This window comes from Sodalis sp. RH14 (assembly GCF_047324285.1).
Taxonomy (GTDB): domain Bacteria; phylum Pseudomonadota; class Gammaproteobacteria; order Enterobacterales; family Enterobacteriaceae; genus Acerihabitans.
In genome coordinates this window covers 4,767,299-4,786,836 of the sequence record NZ_CP178739.1, presented here as the reverse complement: position 1 = coordinate 4,786,836, position 19,538 = coordinate 4,767,299, and the positions used below count along the sequence as shown (strand labels likewise).

Genomic DNA, 19,538 nt, shown 5'->3' with positions numbered 1-19,538 from the left:
CTGCGTGGCATAAACCAACAAGACCCATTTAGGATCAAGAGATAAGGACTGACAATGAAACCGAGCCTGGTATTGCTTTCTTTTGCGGCGCTGTCGCTTTCCCGCCTGGCCTGCGCCGATGACGCCGCCATTACGCACTCCCTGGCGCGCCTGGGGGTGCATCAAGCGGAAATCCAGCCCGCGCCGGTGGCGGGGCTGAAAACCGTGCTGACCGAAAGCGGCGTGCTGTATGTCTCCGACGACGGCAAACACGTCATCCAGGGTCCGATGTACGACGTCGGCGGCAGCCAGCCGGTCAATGTGACCAACCAGCTGCTGGGCAAACGGCTGGACGCGCTGCAAAACCAGATGATCGTCTATAAAGCGCCGCAGCAAAAACATGTCATTACCGTCTTTACCGATATCACCTGCGGCTATTGCCACAAGATGCACGAGCAGATGAAAGACTACAACGGGCTGGGCATTACCGTGCGCTACCTGGCGTTCCCGCGCCAGGGGCTCAATTCCCAGGCGGAAAAAGACATGGTCTCGGTGTGGTGCAGCGCCAACCCCAATGCCGCCTTTGATAAAGCCATGAACGGCGACCCGGTGCCCGCCGCCGCCTGCAATACCGATATCAGCAAACATTACCAGCTGGGCGTGCAATACGGCATCCAGGGCACGCCGGCGGTGCTGCTGGACAACGGCGCCATGGTGCCGGGCTATCAAAGCCCGAAGGAAATGGCGGCGATGCTCGATCAGCAGCAGGCGGGCGGCTGACGGCGGTGAAAATCAAAACCGAACTGCGCCGCCGCCCGCAGGCAAGCGCCGAAGGACTGCGTGCACTGGATATCCATCCTTTGCTGCGCCGTCTTTATGCGCAGCGCGGCGTCAAAGGCGCCGGCGAGCTGGAGCGCGGCGTCAAGGGGCTGCTGGCATATGGGCAACTGGACGGTATCGAAAGCGCGGTGGATCTGCTGGTACGCGCCCTGGCTGACGAACGCCGCCTGATGGTGGTGGGCGATTTTGACGCCGACGGCGCCACCAGCACCGCGCTGATGGTGATGGCGCTGCGGCAGATGGGCGCCGGCCATGTGGATTTCCTGGTGCCGAACCGGTTCGAGGACGGCTACGGCCTTAGCCCCGAGGTGGTGGTGCAGGCGCTGGCGCGCCGCGCCGAGGTTATCATTACGGTGGATAACGGCATCTCGTCGCATGCGGGGGTCGATCTGGCCCATCAACACGGCATCCCGGTGCTGGTGACCGACCACCACCTGCCCGGGGACACCCTGCCGGACGCCGACGCCATCGTTAATCCCAACCTGGCCGGCTGCGCTTTCCCCTCTAAATCCCTGGCCGGGGTCGGCGTGGCGTTTTACCTGATGCTGGCGCTGCGCGCCCGGCTCAACGACAGCGGCTGGTTTGCGCAAAAAAATATCCCGGTGCCCAAGCTTGCCGAACTGCTGGATCTGGTGGCGCTGGGCACCGTTGCCGACGTGGTGCCGCTGGACGCCAATAATCGCATTCTCGTGCACCAGGGCATCAGCCGCATCCGCGCCGGCCGCTGCCGTCCCGGTATCCGGGCGCTGGCGGAGGTCGCCAACCGCGATACCGCCAGGCTCAGCGCCGGCGATCTGGGTTTTGCCCTCGGGCCGCGGCTCAACGCCGCCGGCCGGCTGGACGATATGTCGGTGGGCGTGGCGCTGCTGCTGACCGACGACCTGGCGCAGGCGCGCGGGCTTGCCGGGGAACTGGACGCCCTTAACCAGACCCGGCGCGAAATCGAGCAGGGCATGGAAGTGGAGGCGCTGGCGCTGTGCGGCCAGATGGAACTGAACCAAAACGAAATGCCCTATGGCCTGGCTATCTATCACGCCGAATGGCACCAGGGCGTGGTGGGCATCCTGGCCTCGCGCATCAAGGAGCGTTTCCACCGCCCGGTCATCGCCTTCGCCCCGGCGGGCGACGGCATCCTGAAAGGCTCGGGCCGCTCGGTGGCGGGCCTGCATATGCGCGACCTGCTCGAAAGACTCGATACGCTGCATCCCGGCATGATCATGAAATTCGGCGGCCATGCCATGGCGGCCGGCCTGTCCCTGGACGCCTCGCAGTTTGAGCCTTTTCGCCTGCGTTTTGCCGAACTGGTCAACGAATGGCTGGATCCGGCGCTGCTTGACGGCATTATCTGGTCCGACGGCGAACTGGGCGGCGGCGAACTGTCCCTGGCCACCGCCGAAATCCTGCGCGACGGCGGCCCCTGGGGCCAGGCTTTTCCGGAACCGCTGTTCGACGGCAAATTCCGCGTGCTGCAACAAAAGCTGGTGGGAGACAAGCACCTGAAGCTGATGGTCGAGCCGGTGGCCGGCGGCCCGCTGCTGGACGGCATTGCCTTTAATGTCGATAACACCCTCTGGCCCGACAACAGCGTGCGTCTGGTGGAACTCGCCTACAAGCTGGACGTGAACGAATATCGCGGCAACCGCACGGTGCAATTATTAATCCAGCATCTCTGGCCGCTGTAAGCGCAATATGCTACACACCGGGGTGCGGATCCGTTAGAATACCGGGCTTATATGCCTATCTTTTCTTTACGAGCTAACTGAACTCATGTTTGAAATTAATCCGGTAAAAAACCGCATCCAGGACCTGTCTGAACGGACGGAAGTTCTCAGGGGGTATCTTTGACTACGATCTCAAGCGCGAACGCCTGGAAGAAGTCAACGCCGACCTGGAACAGCCCGATGTCTGGAACGACCCCGAGCGCGCCCAGGCCTTAGGCAAGGAACGCGCCTCCCTTGAAGCCATCGTCGACACCATCGATCAGATGACCCGCGGACTGGACGACGTGTCCGGCCTGCTGGAACTGGCGGTGGAGGAAGACGACGAGGAAACCCTTAACGACACTATCGCCGAGCTCGATCAGCTGGAGGCCAAACTGGCCCAGCTGGAGTTCCGCCGCATGTTCTCGGGCGAATACGACAGCGCCAACTGCTACCTGGATATCCAGGCCGGATCCGGCGGCACCGAAGCCCAGGACTGGGCCAGCATGCTGCTGCGCATGTACCTGCGCTGGGCCGAGGCCCGCGGCTTTAAAACCGAAATTATCGAACAATCCGATGGCGAAGTGGCCGGCATTAAATCGGTCACCATCAAGGTCATCGGCGAATACGCCTTCGGCTGGCTGCGCACCGAAACCGGCGTGCACCGCCTGGTGCGCAAAAGCCCGTTCGACTCCGGCGGCCGCCGCCATACCTCGTTCAGCTCCGCCTTTGCCTACCCGGAAGTGGATGACGATATCGATATCGAAATCAATCCGGCGGACCTGCGCATCGACGTCTACCGCGCCTCCGGCGCCGGCGGCCAGCATGTAAACCGCACCGAGTCCGCGGTGCGTATTACCCATTTGCCGACCAATATCGTCACCCAGTGCCAGAACGACCGCTCGCAGCATAAAAATAAAGAACAGGCGATGAAGCAGTTAAAGGCCAAGCTGTACGAGTTTGAACTGCAGAAGAAAAATGCCGAAAAGCAGGCGCTGGAAGACACCAAGTCCGATATCGGCTGGGGTAGCCAGATCCGCTCTTACGTCCTGGACGATTCCCGTATCAAGGATTTGCGCACCGGCGTGGAAACACGCAATACGCAGGCGGTACTGGATGGCGATCTGGATAAATTTATCGAAGCAAGCCTTAAAGCCGGGCTATGAGGAACCAAGATGTCTGAATCACAATCACAGGGCGGTGCCCCGCAGGCGACGGATGTCAATAACGAACTCGCGGCGCGCCGTGAAAAACTGGCGCTGCTGCGGGCGCAGGGCAATGCTTTTCCCAACGATTTTCGCCGCGACGCCACGTCCGATACGCTGCATGCCGCCTATGACGAACACAGCAACGAACAACTACAGGAACTGGGGCTCGAGGTCAGCATCGCCGGGCGCATGATGACCCGCCGTATCATGGGCAAGGCGTCTTTTGTGACCCTGCAGGACGTCGGCGGCACCATCCAGCTGTACGTCGCCCGCGACGAACTCCCCGAAGGCCTGTATAACGACCAGTTCAAAAAATGGGACCTGGGCGATATTCTCGGCGCGCGCGGCAAAGTCTTCAAGACCAAGACCGGCGAACTGTCGATCCACTGCACAGAACTGCGCCTGCTGACCAAGGCCCTGCGCCCGCTGCCGGATAAATTCCACGGCCTGGTGGATCAGGAAAGCCGCTATCGCCAGCGCTACCTGGACCTGATCGCCAACGACGACTCCCGCCACACCTTTAAAGTGCGCTCGCAGATCATGGCGGAAATCCGCCGCTTTATGGTGGATAAAGGCTTTATGGAAGTGGAAACGCCGATGATGCAAAGCATTCCCGGCGGCGCCGCCGCCCGGCCGTTTATTACCCACCATAATGCGCTGGATATCGATATGTTCCTGCGCATCGCGCCTGAACTGTACCTCAAGCGCCTGGTGGTCGGCGGGTTTGAACGGGTGTTCGAGATCAACCGCAACTTCCGCAACGAAGGCATCTCGCCGCGCCATAATCCCGAGTTCACCATGATGGAACTCTATATGGCCTATGCGGATTACCGCGATCTCATCGTGCTGGTGGAAGAACTGTTCCGCACCCTGACCGAGCGGGTATTGGGCACAAGCGTAATACAGTACGGCGACCAGACCTTTGATTTCGGCAAACCCTTTACCCAGATGACCATGCGCGAAGCCATCTGCCATTACCGCCCGGAAACCGTTGCCGCCCATCTGGACGATTTGGAGCAGGCCAGCGCCATCGCCGCGTCGCTCGGCATCAAGATCGAAAAAAGCTGGGGCCTGGGCCGTATCCAGACCGAGATTTTTGAAGAAACCGCCGAAAGCCACCTGATCCAGCCGACCTTTATCACCGAATACCCGGCCGAGGTCTCGCCGCTGGCGCGCCGTAACGATGAAAACCCGTTCTTCACCGACCGGTTTGAGTTCTTTATCGGCGGCCGCGAAATCGGCAACGGCTTCTCGGAGCTGAACGACGCCGAAGACCAGGCGGCGCGTTTTGCCGAACAGGCCAGCGCCAAGGATGCCGGCGACGACGAAGCCATGTTCTACGACGAGGACTACGTTATCGCCCTCGAACACGGCATGCCGCCGACGGCGGGACTGGGCGTGGGTATCGACCGTATGATGATGCTGTTTACCAACAGCCACACCATCCGCGACGTGATCCTGTTCCCGGCGCTGCGCCCGCAGAAATAACGGGCCGGTACCCCAGCCGGTCAATGACCTGGGCCGGCGGGCTTAACGCCCCGCAGGCAGCAGCTAAACGGCGCCTTGAATGTTGGTTGCGCGCCAACATCCCGGGGCGCCGTTTTTTATTAAGGGATAACCGCTTAAAACTCACGCAGTTAATCGCCGCACCGCTTGCCAGGCACCGGCATAAGGTTATAATGCCTCTCGCGCTTTCCCCGAGCGCGGCCGTGCGGGTGTAGTTCAATGGTAGAACGGCAGCTTCCCAAGCTGCATACGAGGGTTCGATTCCCTTCACCCGCTCCAAAAAATATATCTGCATCTCGCTTCTCCTCTTACTCTCCAGGCTTTGTTTGCACCCTTGTATAGATTGTCAAAAACGGCGAACCGGGTCACACGCGAATGATGAAACGATCAGGGCTATAGCTAACGCTGGTTTAGCTTGCCCGACAGCACGACGCATCAGCGTCGACGTCGCTCACCGCCATAACGGGAATGACAAGCACCTGTTCAAATGGATATGGTTGTTCCAGCGTGAAGGATGGGTCTTAAATTCCGGCACGACACGGTCGAAGTCTATAGAGGAATATGATAAATCGTCTTGGTCGCATAGACTGAACCGTCCGAATTGATGAAATGTTCGCTTGCACGCGCCCATGAAAAGCATTGATGAATAACCTAAAGGCGTAGTTTGCGAACACATGCTGCCTATTCTCCAGTCGCATGGTTAAACAATACTAACATTATCATAATCGCTATTTTTAAATGCAGCAGCATAATAATGTATTATTATCCCTTTTCTAAACTAAAACGCATTCTGTTTAAACTGGCGTTATTGTAATCACACTGTATTTACTTAAGATATGTGTATATTTTTTATAAGCATGATAGTACAAATGATTGTAATTTATAACGCTATTTATTCTCACCGTTATAATCTAAGCATTGTCCTACAACGATGGCCTTGATGCGCTTGCAGACAATATTCGCAGGTTAACTGCCGGGAACGAGCAAGGGTGTCTGCTCCCGGAAACTGCAATAGTGAGTTGATAAACTGCGGATTAAACCGTAATCACGCGGCGTAGGAAAACACACCCTTAAAAAAGCCATTAAAAGGGAATCGTAAATTTTCTACCGAATAATCCGCACCGGAAGGCGTGTCTTATGCTTATTGGAATTGATTGAGGTGTACAGGGATGAATTGTATCCAATATAACTTTCTGATCCACGCCTTTAGATCTGGCGTTTTCTTCTTGGTTGTTCAACATTCAGCGCTTGCGTTAGCCAGTATACACGCATTCCCGACAAAGGACATTTCTGCTTCGTTTGACGCTCAGGAGCAAACTCGGCACTTGGAGTGGGAACGGGTTTTTCAGCAGCATTTGTTTCCGAAAAGAGACATTCGGCTCACCCGCGCAAATGTTTTATTGCCTGATTACCCAGCTAATGAATCTCCTTGTTTCACTATCAACACCATCAAATTAGAAGGGGATACCGCCAGACATTTTCAATGGGCGCTTGACGCTGCCAAAAAAGCGAAAGGACCTTGCTTGGGAGCAAAGGGCAGCCGGCTGGCTATCGACAAAATACAAAATAGATCATGGGCATGTGACCACGCGCGTTATGGCGCAGAATTAAGATATTACTCAAGGGATATTGGCGCTAACGCTTCAGCCCATACGCATTGCTAAAATCCAGTTTGTCGGGCCGTGTCTTACCGCGCCAGATTATGGAATGCCATGCCGTCAGTTACAGGAGATATCCTTAACCTGCGCGATATCGAACAAGCGTTGGAGAATTTTACCGATGTGTACAACGCTAATGCCGATATCAAAGATTATACCTGGTGATCGGGACGTTACCAGCGATTGACGAAACAGGATTGTCTGGCGCTACACCATCCGTGGATTTGCAGGGGAAAAAAAATATCCGGCGACAAAGGCATTACCTGGCGCAATAAGTTGACTTGAAATCCATGGTCGCGTGGTCAAAAACTCCATTGGGCGTTGGATTATGGTCGTGCGGATGGTCTCGGCACCCGCTATTTGGCAGAACATCAACTGGCTGGCGGCGCCTTAGGTCTGCGGGGCGCATTGTGGAAGTGTCTTAGTTTTGATTTTTTTGCCGGCGTCCCGCTGGTTAAGCCGGATAAGTTCCATACCTCCGGCCTCACCAGCGGTTTTAGCATCAATGTAGAACTATAAAGGTCAATGTTAGTACCACTCTGTTGGTGTTTTTAAAATGGATATTTTTTAAACAGGGAAGTCAGTTATGAATAAACAGTGCTATTGCATTATTTTCAGCCGATCACGGGGTGAGTTAAGGGTAGTCTCGGAGCTGGCCCGCAGCTGCGGCGCTAGGCCAGGGCAACGCCGCGGTACTGGCATGCAGCGCATATGGATAACGCTGCGTTGTGTCGTGTGGCGTATCGGTCTGGCATTGTTTCCCTGCTACGTGTCTGCCGGCGGAATTATCGCCGATGGCCACTTTGCACCCGAACAGCGCCCAGAGGTGGTAATAACGCATAATGGGTTACCACAAGTCAATATCAATGCTCCCAACCAGGCGGGAGTTTCACACAATCATTTTCAGCAGTTCGATGTCGGCCAAGAAGGAGCCATCCTCAATAACTCTGCAGTGATGACATCGACCCAATTAGCAGGTGATATTCCGGGAAATAGCAGATTCGATCCCAATGTCGCACCCGCAAGTGTCATTATTAATCAAGTGAACAGCAGCGATCCCAGCCAATTGCGGGGTTATCTCGAAGTGGCAGGCGGTCAGGCGCAAGTCATCGTCGCCAACCCATCCGGCATACTATGCGACGGCTGCGGAACCATAAATGCCGGGCGTATGACGCTCACCACCGGTAAACCACAGCTTAATGCGGATGGTACTGTTGCTGGCTATCATGTGGAACGTGGGCTAATCCGGATTGAAGGCAGTGGTCTCAACAGGAACGCGCGCCACGATACCCAATATGTCGATATCATGGCGCAAGCGGTGCAGGTAAACGCAGGAATCTGGGCCAAAAAAAGCATTTCAATCGCCGCCGGGCGCAACCAAATCAATGCAAAGGGCAGAATAATAGGCACATTGCCTGGTGGAAAGGATAAGCCTGCTGAGTTTGCTATCGATATGGGGCGAATGGGAGGGATGTATAGTGGCCATATCAGGATGATCGGCACAGAATCCGGGGTAGGCGTACGTAACCAGGGCGGGCACTTGGTGGCTGAGAAGACGCTAACGGTGAGCAGCGAGGGCAAATTGTTCTTGCAGTCTGGATTAACGGAACCTACCACAGTAGCCACAGGGGATATTACCCTGACAGCCAGGGGTAGTGTTGAACATTCCGGCAAACTCTACAGTGGCGGAGAGCTTATCCTGGTAAGCCGGCAGGGGAAGATTAAGCAATCCGGCACGCTGGCGGCGGCGGGCGATGTCTCATTATGCGCTGAAAAAGCCATTCAGAGCAGCGGGCGACTGTTAGCGGGCAGTGATGCGAGCGGCACACTGCATCGCATGGCGGATTTAACACTTAGAAGTCAGTCGGTGGTAAACGCCAGCGGTAGTTTAATGAGCCTGAATAGAGTCGATATCACAAGCCCTCGAGTGAATTTAAAACAAAGCCGTTTGAAGGCCGACTGGGCCAAATTAACAGCAACGGAAGGCGTTGTCCTGAAACAGGCGCATGTGGAAAGTGGGGAGTTAATAGTGGAGAGCGCCGGCGACATTGATACCCGACACGCCCGCATCCGGGCTGGACGTTGGCAGATTTTCGCCGATGGTCTGTTAAACCAGGAGGGCGTTTGGTTGCAGGAAGGCCAGGGTAAAAGCTATATGACCCTTTCGGGTGGACTGGATAACACTGATGGGGTTATTGAAGCACGGCAGATCGGATTGCATGCCGCCGACCTGAATAACCTGCGTGGACGTTTTGTAGTACTGAGCGATACAGCGCAACGCTGGCATGTGAACCATCTGCATTCAAACCAAATGGGGGTTTTGAGCAGTACGGGCAGCTTGGAACTGAATACTGTTACGTTGAATAACCAAGCGGGCACGCTGCAAAGCTTATCCAATCTGGCCATTACCGCTGGAGAGAGGATAAATAACCGCCACGGCAAGATGTTATCAGGCGCAAACCTGACGTTGAAAAGTAAAGGGAATGTCTCTAATCAAGCCGGCGTGTTAGAGGCAAAACAAGATTTGATCTGGCAAGGCGGTATGAAGAGCTTGTTTGATAATGACGCAGGCAAGATATCAAGTGAAGGCGCATTATCACTGCAAGGGGGACATTTAACCAACCGCGAGCGCGGCATGGTGCATAGCCATCGGGAGCTTGAAATAGACCTCGCAGGGACATGGGAAAATCAGGACGGTAATGTCGTGAGCGATGGCAACGGTAATGTGCGCGCGCTTGGTTTAATCAATTCTTTAGGAAGTATTCAGTCATCAGGCATGTTGGTCATGCAGTTTACCCGCGTTTTGGATAATCGCGATGGTGAAATTCTCAGCCGGCGGGCTCAGCGTCTACATGCCGAAACTATCCTCAATATTCCAAGCGCGCCAGAAGCCAATCAGCCACCGCGGATAGAGAGTAAACAAGGGCAACACTCTCGAAGTGTCATCAGTAGCCAGGATGCATTGACGCTACAAGCCGTGCGATTGTACAACCGCAACGGCGGTATGCTGAAGGGCGCGACGAGCATGGATGTGCATGCACGTGAGCTGGACAATACCGCGGGACAGGTAAAAAGTGACAGTTCGTTAACCCTGCTATTGGTTGATCTATTAAACAACCGGCAGGGATACATCTCATCCACGGGCGCGCTTGATATCAATGGCGGCAATATTTCTCTTCAATCGCTATTTAACTCGGGCGGCAATATCTCAAGCGGCGGGGCACTCGCCGTCGCCGCTCATTATTTAAATAATACGGAGGGGAGGGTGCAAAGCCAGTCAGATCTGGCTATCAAGTCAAGGTCTGGGATAAATAACCGCCGCGGTGACATTGTCAGTAAAGGATCGATAAATATAAAGTCCAGAGATATCTTAAATACACAAGGCAAACTTTGTGCCAATCGGCCTCTTCGAATTTCGGCTGGCCTGTTACAGAACGATCAGGGTGTTATCAATAGCCAGGATACAGTGGGCGTGCATACCAAGCATTTGATCAATCGTGACGGCGGCATAGTGTTTAGCAAGTTATTTACCGTGGTGAACGCGCGCGAGCTCGACAATACCGCGGGTCGGATAGAAAGCGCGGGTTCCTCTATCCTGACATTACTGGAAAAGTTAGACAATAGGCACGGGCATCTCGTGACTCATGGCTCTCTTACAATAGAGCGTGTTGATGCGTCTGGTCTGTCCCTATTTAACCAGAACGGAAACATTCAAAGCGGCAAGGCCCTGGCAGTCACCACACAATCGTTAAACAATCAAGAAGGGACGGTACAAAGCCAGTTAAATCTGGAAATCAGTTCGCAGTATGAGATAAATAACCGCCAGGGGGAGATGAAATCTGGCGCTAGGTTAGGTTTGGAGAGTAAACGCAATATCTATAATCAAGGCGGCGTCCTGACGGCTCAGCAAGATTTGATATTGCTTCCCGGCGAGCGCAGTCTGATGAATAATGACGCCGGCAAAGTATTGTGTGAGGGTACATTATCTCTATTTACGGACCAGTTGCTCAATCGTGACCACGGACTCATGAAAGGAGCGCGGACGCTTGAAATAGGACTCACCGGAAAATTGGATAACCAGGGCGGAAACCTTTCCGGCGGTGGGAACAGTACAATATACACGAGTAATCTCGCTAACTCACATGGCAAAATTTGGGCGTTTAATAATCTAACTATGCGGTTTGGCGACACCTTGGATAACCGCAACGGCAATATTGCCAGCCAAGGCGCGATGAAACTGAAGTCCCGAGAGTTCATAAATACGCAAGGCAAACTATGTACCAATCAGGCACTGCGAATATTGACTGACCTGTTGCAAAACAATCAGGGCGTTATAACGAGCCAAGATATATTGGACGTGCATACCAGGCAATTGACCAATCGCGACGGCGGCATAGTGTTTGGCAAGTCGCGTACATGTACCCACGCGCGCGAGCTGGACAATACCGCGGGCCGGTTAGAAAGCGCGGGTGCCTTAACCTTGATATTACAAGACAAGCTAGACAATCGGCACGGGCATATTTTAAGCCATGGCCCACTTACTGTACAGAGCGATGATGCGTCAAACCTGGCGCTGTTTAACCAAAGCGGCAATATCCAAAGCGGTGGGACCCTTGCGATCGACGCCGGTTTACTGGATAACCAGGGCGGAAACCTTTCCGGCGGTGGGAACAGCACAATATACACGAGTAATCTCGCTAACTCACATGGCAGAATTAGGGCGTTTGATAATCTATCCATGCGGTTTGGCGACACCTTGGATAACCGCAACGGCAATATTGCCAGCCAAGGCGCGGTGAAACTGAAGTCCCGAGAGTTCATAAATACGCAAGGCAAACTATGTACCAATCAGGCACTGCGAATATTGACTGACCTGTTGCAAAACAATCAGGGCGTTATAACGAGCCAAGATAAATTGGACGTGCATACCAGGCAATTGACCAATCGCGACGGCGGCATAGTGTTTGGCAAGTCGCGTACATGTACCCACGCGCGCGAGCTGGACAATACCGCGGGCCGGTTAGAAAGCGCGGGTGCCTTAACCTTGATATTACAAGACAAGCTAGACAATCGGCACGGGCATATTTTAAGCCATGGCCCACTTACTGTACAGAGCGATGATGCGTCAAACCTGGCGCTGTTTAACCAAAGCGGCAATATCCAAAGCGGTGGGACCCTTGCGATCGACACCGGTTTATTGGATAACCAGGGCGGCACGTTGCTAAGCCAGCGGCCGTTAACGCTAAATATGCGACAGGATTTTATCCAACGGAATGGGGATACGCTAAGCAGCAACAGCGCTGTTAACCTAACGGTGTCTGGGTTATTAAACAATGTGGCGGATTGGCTATTGCCTGGCGACCTGACTCTCAACAGCGCGCATTTTAATAATTTAGCCCGGCTGGTGGCCAATAAGTTGCAGGTAAGCACTGGCGTAATGTCCAATCAAGGGCGCATCGAAGCAATCACGCTCAATCTCAATCTCGATACTCTGAATAATAACGCATCTTTAACAAGTAAATCGCTTACCGTCCGCAGCAAACTTATTGAGAATAAAGGCAGTGGCGGCTGTATCGCCGCCACTGAGCATCTCAACCTGCAAACGAGGGAGCGGCTAAGCAATATGGGCGGCGCCCTGATTCACAGTGGGGGGGCAATGTATCTGACGAGCGGTAATGTCATTGAAAATCGCGCCAGTCATATCGAAGCCGGAGGAGACATCACGATAGAGGCCAAACGCCTGGATAACCTGCGCGAAGGGTTGGATATTGCACGGAATGCTGAGCAAAACGACTATAATTGGCATCGTTATAATTTATATTGGCGTTCGTATGGTTCTAAGGAGAATACCGACGTTAATACCGTAGCGCCAACGACCCAAAGGCTGACGTTTCGTGATGAGCACGCTGCGGGCATTCACCCCTATGGCACATTGCTGAATATAGACACCGCTGCCCAAAGAGTGGAAGTGCGTGTGCAGAACCATCGGGGAGAACTGGTGAACCTGTGGACTCATTATCTGACATTGGATCCGAATGCCGATGGTAGCCACAACATGACGTTTTATGAAATGCGGGGGCCGCGTCAGATTGGCTTCTATGGGTCAGGAATATTAAAACTGCCGGAAACATCTACTCCTACACGTTATCACAATATGTTTTGGCGTGAACATGACCGGGGCCAGGTTGAGCTATGGAGTCCCGAACGCCATATAGCGATTGCCGATATACCGTTTGTGACCGATTACAGTAACTTGCGGGAGCGCACGGTGAACGGAACCGTGACCAGGGATAAACTGGTATCCGCTGGCAATGGCGCCAGCATATTGTCAGGTGGCAATATGGATCTGCGCGTTGCCGGGCAGCTAATGAATGATGCCAGTATCATTAGCGCCAGGGGCCACCTCACAAGTGGTGGCGCCAATATTACTAACCGGGCCTATTCAATAAATGAACGGCGCAGGGAATACATCGTCGATCACTACGACAGAGACGCTAAACACTGGTATCCCACGTTCAATCGTGATGAGACTACCGCATTGTCTACCGTCGACGGGATAATTAACGGCGGGGGCAATGTCACCCTTAAAGGCGCACGCCTTGAGAATATCATGGTCAACCCAGCGCAAATCAACGCGCTGGTAACTGGGCCGAATACGGAGGGATTTGACAGCGCGCAGTGGGTAACTCATCCGTCGGCGGTCGATGGTGCACCCAGAGCATGGCAGTCCGCTATTGTACTACTGCCGGCTATCGACAGCGCCTTCGATTCCAACGAGCTAGCCTTGATTACCAAAGAACATGTTTCCGGAGTCACGACAGATTCATATCTCACGCCCCCTATGGCGTTAACGCCGACACTTCACGCTGCTTTGCATAATCAGATCCTTTCGCTGAAGAGCAACACGGGCGACGTCGCCGGCTGTACACAGGCGGTATGCGCATTGATAAGCCCCCGGAACCAAGCCGGATTAACGGGGCATGGCGCCTTGATTGCTGGTGGTAATCTGCGATTGTCCATGAAAACCATCAACAATATCGGTAACCTTTATGCAGATAGAGCGCTGAATATTGACAGCCGTCTCTTTAACAATACTGGCGGCGGCATCCATGCCGACAGCATACGTTTACATGCTGACAGTGTCGCATTAAACACCAATCTGCGGGACGCACTGCGTCAGGCCAGTATGAACGCCCGTAATATCAGCATAAGCGGCGGCGATATCAGTTTGCAGGGCGCCAGGCTCAGCGCTGAGGAAAATATCAGCCTCAGTGCCGACAATAGCCTAAGCATAACCATGGCCCGTAGTCGCACCGATAAGGATTTGAGTATGATCTCCGGCTCCTTGGGCAACCGAGGCGGTGGTGAAGGCCGGAGCATAATAGCTAACCCATTGAATAAGAGCATAAGCGCAGCAATGACGGTAAGCGGGCCGCGGATGGCCCGGGTCCACGGGGAATGGCAGCAAGCGCTGGGCAGCCACCTGTCGGCGGGAAATAACCTTATTTTACAGTCCCTTCATGATACAACTTTGCAAGGCAGCCAAGCCTCCGCCGGTGGCAAGCTTTATGCGCGGGCTGGAGGGAATATCGCATTATTGGCCGATACCACCACTAATAATACTCACCTGCAAGCGGGTGGCCGCACTTCGGCGGTAAGAAATAGCCGCCGGGCAGATGCTTTGCACATCAGCACACTGGAAGGTAATCACGGCGTTATGATTCTGTCCGGAAAGAATTTTGTCTCGCAAGGAGCCACGGTTGACAGTATTTCAGGCGGTATCGCCTTGAGTGCGCAACAGGCAATCATTAAGGAAGCGCGCCAACAGTTGAGCGAAAGCGATAGCGAACGTCGGCAAGAAGGCCGCGGGCGAAGCCAGCGCCAAATTGATATGGAGAGTGATATTTCTTTGGGCAGCGTCTTTAACGATCGGCAAGGTACACTTATCGTTGCCGGGCAGGGCGATATCACGCTGCAGGGTAGTGAAATGCAAAGTGAAACAGGAGCGATAGAGATGCAAGCGGCAGGTAACATCTCAGTCATAGCCAGCCGGGACAAACGGCATTTCAAGCAACAGGGCAGCAGCAGCAGTAAAGGTTATGTCAGCAGCAAAAGAAGTGTTTACCAAATTGAAAAGCGCAGCAGCACATCCAAGGGCAGTTTGCTGAGCGGCCAAAAGGTTGTTCTGCACAGTGCTCAGAATATTAATGTGTTAGGCAGTAATACTGTTGCCAGCGAGGCTATCTCACTGCTGGCGGGCAACGACATTATGGTGGACGCTACGGAAAATCGATATCAGGCCAGCGCGGCGAGCCAGAGCCAGAAATCAGGTTTTTGCAGTACCGGCGGTATCGGCTTTAGCAACGATAATCTCCGTACGAAAACCGCCGATACCCTGGATGCTATCAGCCATACTGGCAGCACGGTGGGCGCTAGACAGGGCGACGTAACCCTTTACGCGGGCAATACCCTTAGGGTGCAAGGCTCGGATGTACTGGCGGGTAACGCAATCAATCTGGCCGGTAAGGATGTTGATATTCTCCCGGTGGCAAATCAGAGTACTCAAACTCATAAGTTTGAGCTAAAGCGGAGCGGACTGAGTGCTAGCCCCTTCGGCATGATAGGTAGTATGGTGAAGTCGGCCGTCTCCGGTAGTGTTATAGCCGTCAAAGAAAGCCATCGCGGGCCGACCACGCGTCGGGATATAAAGGCCTCGCTGAGTAAACAGATGACTGCGCAGCGCGGCATGTTACAGCCCAGTGATGTCAATGAAATTGATGTTGGCGGCGTAAGTCTCTCATACGGTAAACAGTCCCGCAAATCTGAGCAATTCATCAGCCAATCAAAAAACCGCGGCAGTCACTTGACCGCGGGCGCGAATCTTAATATACACGCCACCGGCGGCGATATCACTGTGCGGGCTAGCCAGTTGCAGGCCGGGGCGCATGTTACTTCCGGGTATGGGCATAGCGCTTTAACAGGATATGAGGTACAAAGCGAGACTGGCATATTAGCGATTAAAGCGGCGGGGGACATCGTCGTGTATGGCAGCCAAGATAAACTTTATGCAAAACAAGATGGCAACAGCAATTGTAACCGGCTTATTAGTGGTAGCCAATCCGCGTATCAAGGGGATGAGAGAAGTAGCGTGTCCCGTGGTAGCCTGCTAAGTGGTCAGGAAATCATCTTATTGAGTGGCGGCGATATCAAAATAGCAGGCAGTAACGCGGTAGCCGACCAGAATATGATATTGATGGCAAAAAAAAATATAATGGTTGAGGCTGCGCAAAACCACTTTCAGGCCGGCGCGGAGAGTCAGAGCAAGACATCCGGTCTTTCCGACAACGGTGTCATCGGCTATCGTTTTGGCAACCGCATCACTAATAACGCTAATAGCGCGCTAAATATCAGCCATACAGGCAGCATACTGGGAGCTACACATGGCAGCGTCACAATGGATGCAGGCGATGCTATCCTGGTGCGGGGCTCCGAGTTGCTAGCGGGCAAAAATATCAACCTGACCGGTAATAGCATTGCTATCATGTCGGCTGAAAACCAGAGCACACAGACCCAAAAATTCCAGCAGAAATGGAGTGGATTGACATTGGCGTTATCCGGCGCGGTGGGCAGCGCGGTAAATTCAGCGGCTACCAATACCGCTGAAGCCAGCAAGGAAAACGATAACCGCCTGGCGGCATTGCAGGGCATCAAGGCGGCGCTGAGCAGTGTGCAGGCCGCGCAAAGCGGTGCTCTGGCGGCGACAAACGCCAATGACAAAAATGCTATCGGCGTTAGTCTGTCCTATGGTAGCCAGTCCTCTAAATCGGAGAAGACCGTTAGTTGGACACAGAGCCAGGGAAGCCAACTGATAGCGGCCAGAAACTTATCCATCCGCTCCACAGGCAGCGATATCACCGTGCGGGGTGGCCGGTTTCAGGCCGGGAAAGATATCTTCATCGATGCGGCGCGAGATATCAATCTTCAGTCGGCTAAAAATACGCTGCGCATGGAGGGTAAAAATGAGAGCAAGGGAGGCAGCGTCGGTATAGGTATTGGTGTTGGCCAGGGCGGCTGGGGCATAAATGTGTCGGCCAGTATCAATAAGGGGAGCGGCAATGAGGAAGGCAATAAGATAACGCATAGCGTAATGACGGCGACTAGCGGTAATTTGCTGAATATCAGCAGCCTGCGTGATACCACCCTTGCCGGAGCGCAGCTAAGCGGTGAGACGGTGACGATGAACGTCGGCCGCAATCTGGCATTGAACAGCGTGCAGGACCAAGAAAGTTATGATTGCAAACAGCAGAATTCTAGCGCGGGCGGCAGCTTCAGTTTTGGTTCGATGAGTGGTTCGGCAAATATTAATCTGAGCCGGGATAAGATACACAGCAGCTACCGCTCGGTGCAGGAGCAAACGGGGGTTTTCGCCGGTAAGGGTGGTTTTGATATCACGGTGGGGGAACATACTCAGCTCACCGGCGCGGTGATTGGTTCGACCGCCGAAGCGGGCAATAATTCATTGACTACCGGCACCCTGGGCTTTAGCAATATCGAGAACCAGGCCGATTTTCAGGTGACGCACCAGAGCGCGAATTTTGGCAACGGCGGAAATATCGGCGGGCAGTTTGCCGGCAATATGGCGAACGCCATGCCGATGGGGAACAACAGCAACGATAACAGTCGCTCTATCACGCAATCGGCGGTGTCTGAAGGTGCTATTACTCTTCGTAATCCGGAAGGCCGGCAGGATGTGGCGGACCTAAGTCGCGATGTTGCAAACGCCCATCAAACGCTTAGTCCTATCTTCGATAAAGAGAAGGAGCAACGGCGGTTGAGGGAAGCGCGGCTGATTGGCGAAATAGGCAGCCAGGCGGCGGATGTGGCGCGCACTCAGGGGCAAATTATGGCTACCCAGGCGGCGAACGAAAAGCTACAGAACATGAACCCCGAAGATCGTATTGCGGCAGAAGCGCAGTGGCGGAAGGATTACCAAGGCGAAGCGCCGTCGGATGAGGATATCAGACAACGGATATATCAGACGGCCTATAACGAGGCATTAACGGAGTCGGGCTTCGGTACCGGTGGCTATTGCCAGCGTGCGATCCAGGCGGCGACTGCTGCAGTGCAGGGTTTGGCGGGTGGAGCTATGGCGGAGGCGCTGGTCGGCGCAGGCGCACCCTATGTGGCGCAAGGGATTCACCATATGACTACTGACGCGGGCACGGCTGAAGTGAATACGACAGCCAACTTGATGGCGCATGCGGCCTTAGGCGCGCTGGTGGCGCAGGTGAATGGCAACAGTGCTTTAGCGGGGGCATCTGGGGGCGTGATAGGCGAATATATTGCCCAGCATCTCTATCCAGATATCGAACGCGAAGACTTGAGCGAAGAAGAAAAGCAGACCATCAGCGTATTAAGTACACTGGCTGCGGGCTTAGCTGGCGGCCTGGCGGGCGACAGTTCGGCCAATGCGGTAGCGGGTGCACAGGCGGGGAAGAACGCGGTGGAGAATAATTTCTTAAGCACGCCTTCAGCAACAAAACGAGACGAGTTGGCAGAAAAAATCATTGAGGGTGATAAAACGCTGCAAACGGCGAAGGAGTATTTAGCGCTGGAAAATGCCGATAAACGCAGTGATGCGTTGGTCAGCCAGTTCAAGAAAGATCCGGCAGCGATGACGGCCGATGAACGTAATGAACTGAAAAGCTATATCAGGCTTTACGCGGCCGATATGCAGACTCAACATGGAGATGCGGTAACCAGAGAGCTGGTGACCGGCTTATTGACGGGGCAAGATTATCTTAAGTCAGCGCCCAACAGCGAAGCGCAGCAGAAAGCCCACACCATTATGAACACCTGGGGTTACCATACTTCGAATGCGAGCATGGGCGATCCCGCGCTGATGTTTGGATTGGGGCCGCTGGGCCAATCGATCAAAATGGGGATGTTAACCAATGCAGCGATCGGTGTTGGTGCTAATACTGCCGTTCAATTTAGTGGGAGCGACCCCTTTAGTTATGTTGATGCGGTGATGGCGGGTGTAACCGCAGCAGCAACAACAGGAAAGGGAATGGGGGCCTCTGCTGTAATCAACATGGGCGGAGCTGCTATAGGTAGTGCTGCTAAAGGAGAAAATCCGGTTGGGTCAATAGTCGGGGCTGGGTTGGGTTCAGTGATTGGGGGTAAAGCAGGTCAAGTTACTTCGACTTCTATAGGTCAGGCTGTTGGCAAAGCAACTTCTGATAAAGGTGGAGCGGTAGTAGGGTCTGTGATATCTGAAGTAGTGAGTGATGGGGTTAAAGAACAAATAGATGAAGTAGATATGAAATGATGAGATTTGAACAAGTAAGTTTAACTTTGTTGATATTTTTGATTGTTTATTGGTCTTTAATCATTTTCACAGCTATTTTTTTTGTGAGTCTGGCTGTTGCTGCTTATTTTTTTATAATAAGTGACATCCCCTTTTACTTTGATTGGTTGAGTCAGTTTATTTCAGCAGCAAAAAAAGGAATTTCAGTAGGATTAGTCCTTAGTATAGGAATTTGGATTGAGGCTAAGCTAAGAAATTCAAAATGTACAAAATCTGATGAATGACGATTGAAAAAGAGATGTTGTGGAGAATAACTCTCTGGGCGGTGCGGCAGCGG

Annotated in this window: 8 protein-coding genes and 1 tRNA gene; all 9 read left to right on the top strand. The window is 53.7% G+C overall.

Annotated elements, in window-relative coordinates:
- Positions 1–54: 54 nt before the first annotated feature.
- Entirely contained in the window at positions 55–759 is a 705-nt protein-coding gene (gene dsbC, locus ACL2XQ_RS21780) for a bifunctional protein-disulfide isomerase/oxidoreductase DsbC (RefSeq protein WP_410013615.1), read from the top strand.
- Positions 760–764: 5 nt separating this feature from the next.
- Positions 765–2,501: a single-stranded-DNA-specific exonuclease RecJ gene (gene recJ, locus ACL2XQ_RS21775; protein WP_413739691.1), complete on the top strand. Its 1,737-nt coding sequence runs from the start codon at positions 765–767 to the stop codon at positions 2,499–2,501.
- 85 nt (positions 2,502–2,586) lie between these two features.
- Positions 2,587–3,685, top strand: a protein-coding gene (gene prfB / locus ACL2XQ_RS21770; protein ID WP_410013617.1) for a peptide chain release factor 2 whose coding sequence is annotated in 2 segments (ribosomal slippage) — positions 2,587–2,661 and positions 2,663–3,685 — 1,098 coding nt in all. Because the reading frame shifts where the segments join, the coding sequence is not laid out codon by codon here.
- 9 nt (positions 3,686–3,694) lie between these two features.
- A complete protein-coding gene (gene lysS, locus ACL2XQ_RS21765; protein WP_410013618.1) occupies positions 3,695–5,215 on the top strand; it encodes a lysine--tRNA ligase in 1,521 nt (506 codons plus the stop codon).
- A 223-nt stretch (positions 5,216–5,438) separates the two neighbouring features.
- Positions 5,439–5,512 (top strand) — tRNA-Gly (locus ACL2XQ_RS21760).
- 890 nt (positions 5,513–6,402) lie between these two features.
- Positions 6,403–6,897 (top strand): hypothetical protein, encoded by a 495-nt coding sequence (locus ACL2XQ_RS21755; RefSeq protein ID WP_413739690.1) that lies wholly within the window; start codon positions 6,403–6,405, stop codon positions 6,895–6,897.
- A 48-nt stretch (positions 6,898–6,945) separates the two neighbouring features.
- Positions 6,946–7,056: a POTRA domain-containing protein gene (locus ACL2XQ_RS21750; RefSeq protein ID WP_413721403.1), complete on the top strand. Its 111-nt coding sequence runs from the start codon at positions 6,946–6,948 to the stop codon at positions 7,054–7,056.
- A gap of 421 nt (positions 7,057–7,477) precedes the next feature.
- Positions 7,478–19,222, top strand: coding sequence for a hemagglutinin repeat-containing protein (locus ACL2XQ_RS21745; protein WP_413739689.1), 11,745 nt, complete (start codon positions 7,478–7,480; stop codon positions 19,220–19,222).
- Positions 19,219–19,485, top strand: a complete 267-nt coding sequence (locus tag ACL2XQ_RS21740) for a hypothetical protein (RefSeq protein WP_413721401.1) — start codon at positions 19,219–19,221, stop codon at positions 19,483–19,485. Before ACL2XQ_RS21745 ends, ACL2XQ_RS21740 begins: the two co-directional genes overlap by 4 nt.
- The last annotated feature ends 53 nt before the right edge of the window (positions 19,486–19,538 follow it).

Excerpts from the sequence above, each read along its gene's own strand:
- dsbC (WP_410013615.1), top strand. The coding sequence starts at position 55 with ATGAAACCGAGCCTGGTATTGCTTTCTTTTGCGGCGCTGTCGCTTTCC.
- lysS (WP_410013618.1), top strand. The coding sequence starts at position 3,695 with ATGTCTGAATCACAATCACAGGGCGGTGCCCCGCAGGCGACGGATGTC.
- ACL2XQ_RS21755 (WP_413739690.1), top strand. The coding sequence starts at position 6,403 with ATGAATTGTATCCAATATAACTTTCTGATCCACGCCTTTAGATCTGGC.
- ACL2XQ_RS21750 (WP_413721403.1), top strand. The coding sequence starts at position 6,946 with ATGCCGTCAGTTACAGGAGATATCCTTAACCTGCGCGATATCGAACAA.
- ACL2XQ_RS21745 (WP_413739689.1), top strand. The coding sequence starts at position 7,478 with ATGAATAAACAGTGCTATTGCATTATTTTCAGCCGATCACGGGGTGAG.
- ACL2XQ_RS21740 (WP_413721401.1), top strand. The coding sequence starts at position 19,219 with ATGATGAGATTTGAACAAGTAAGTTTAACTTTGTTGATATTTTTGATT.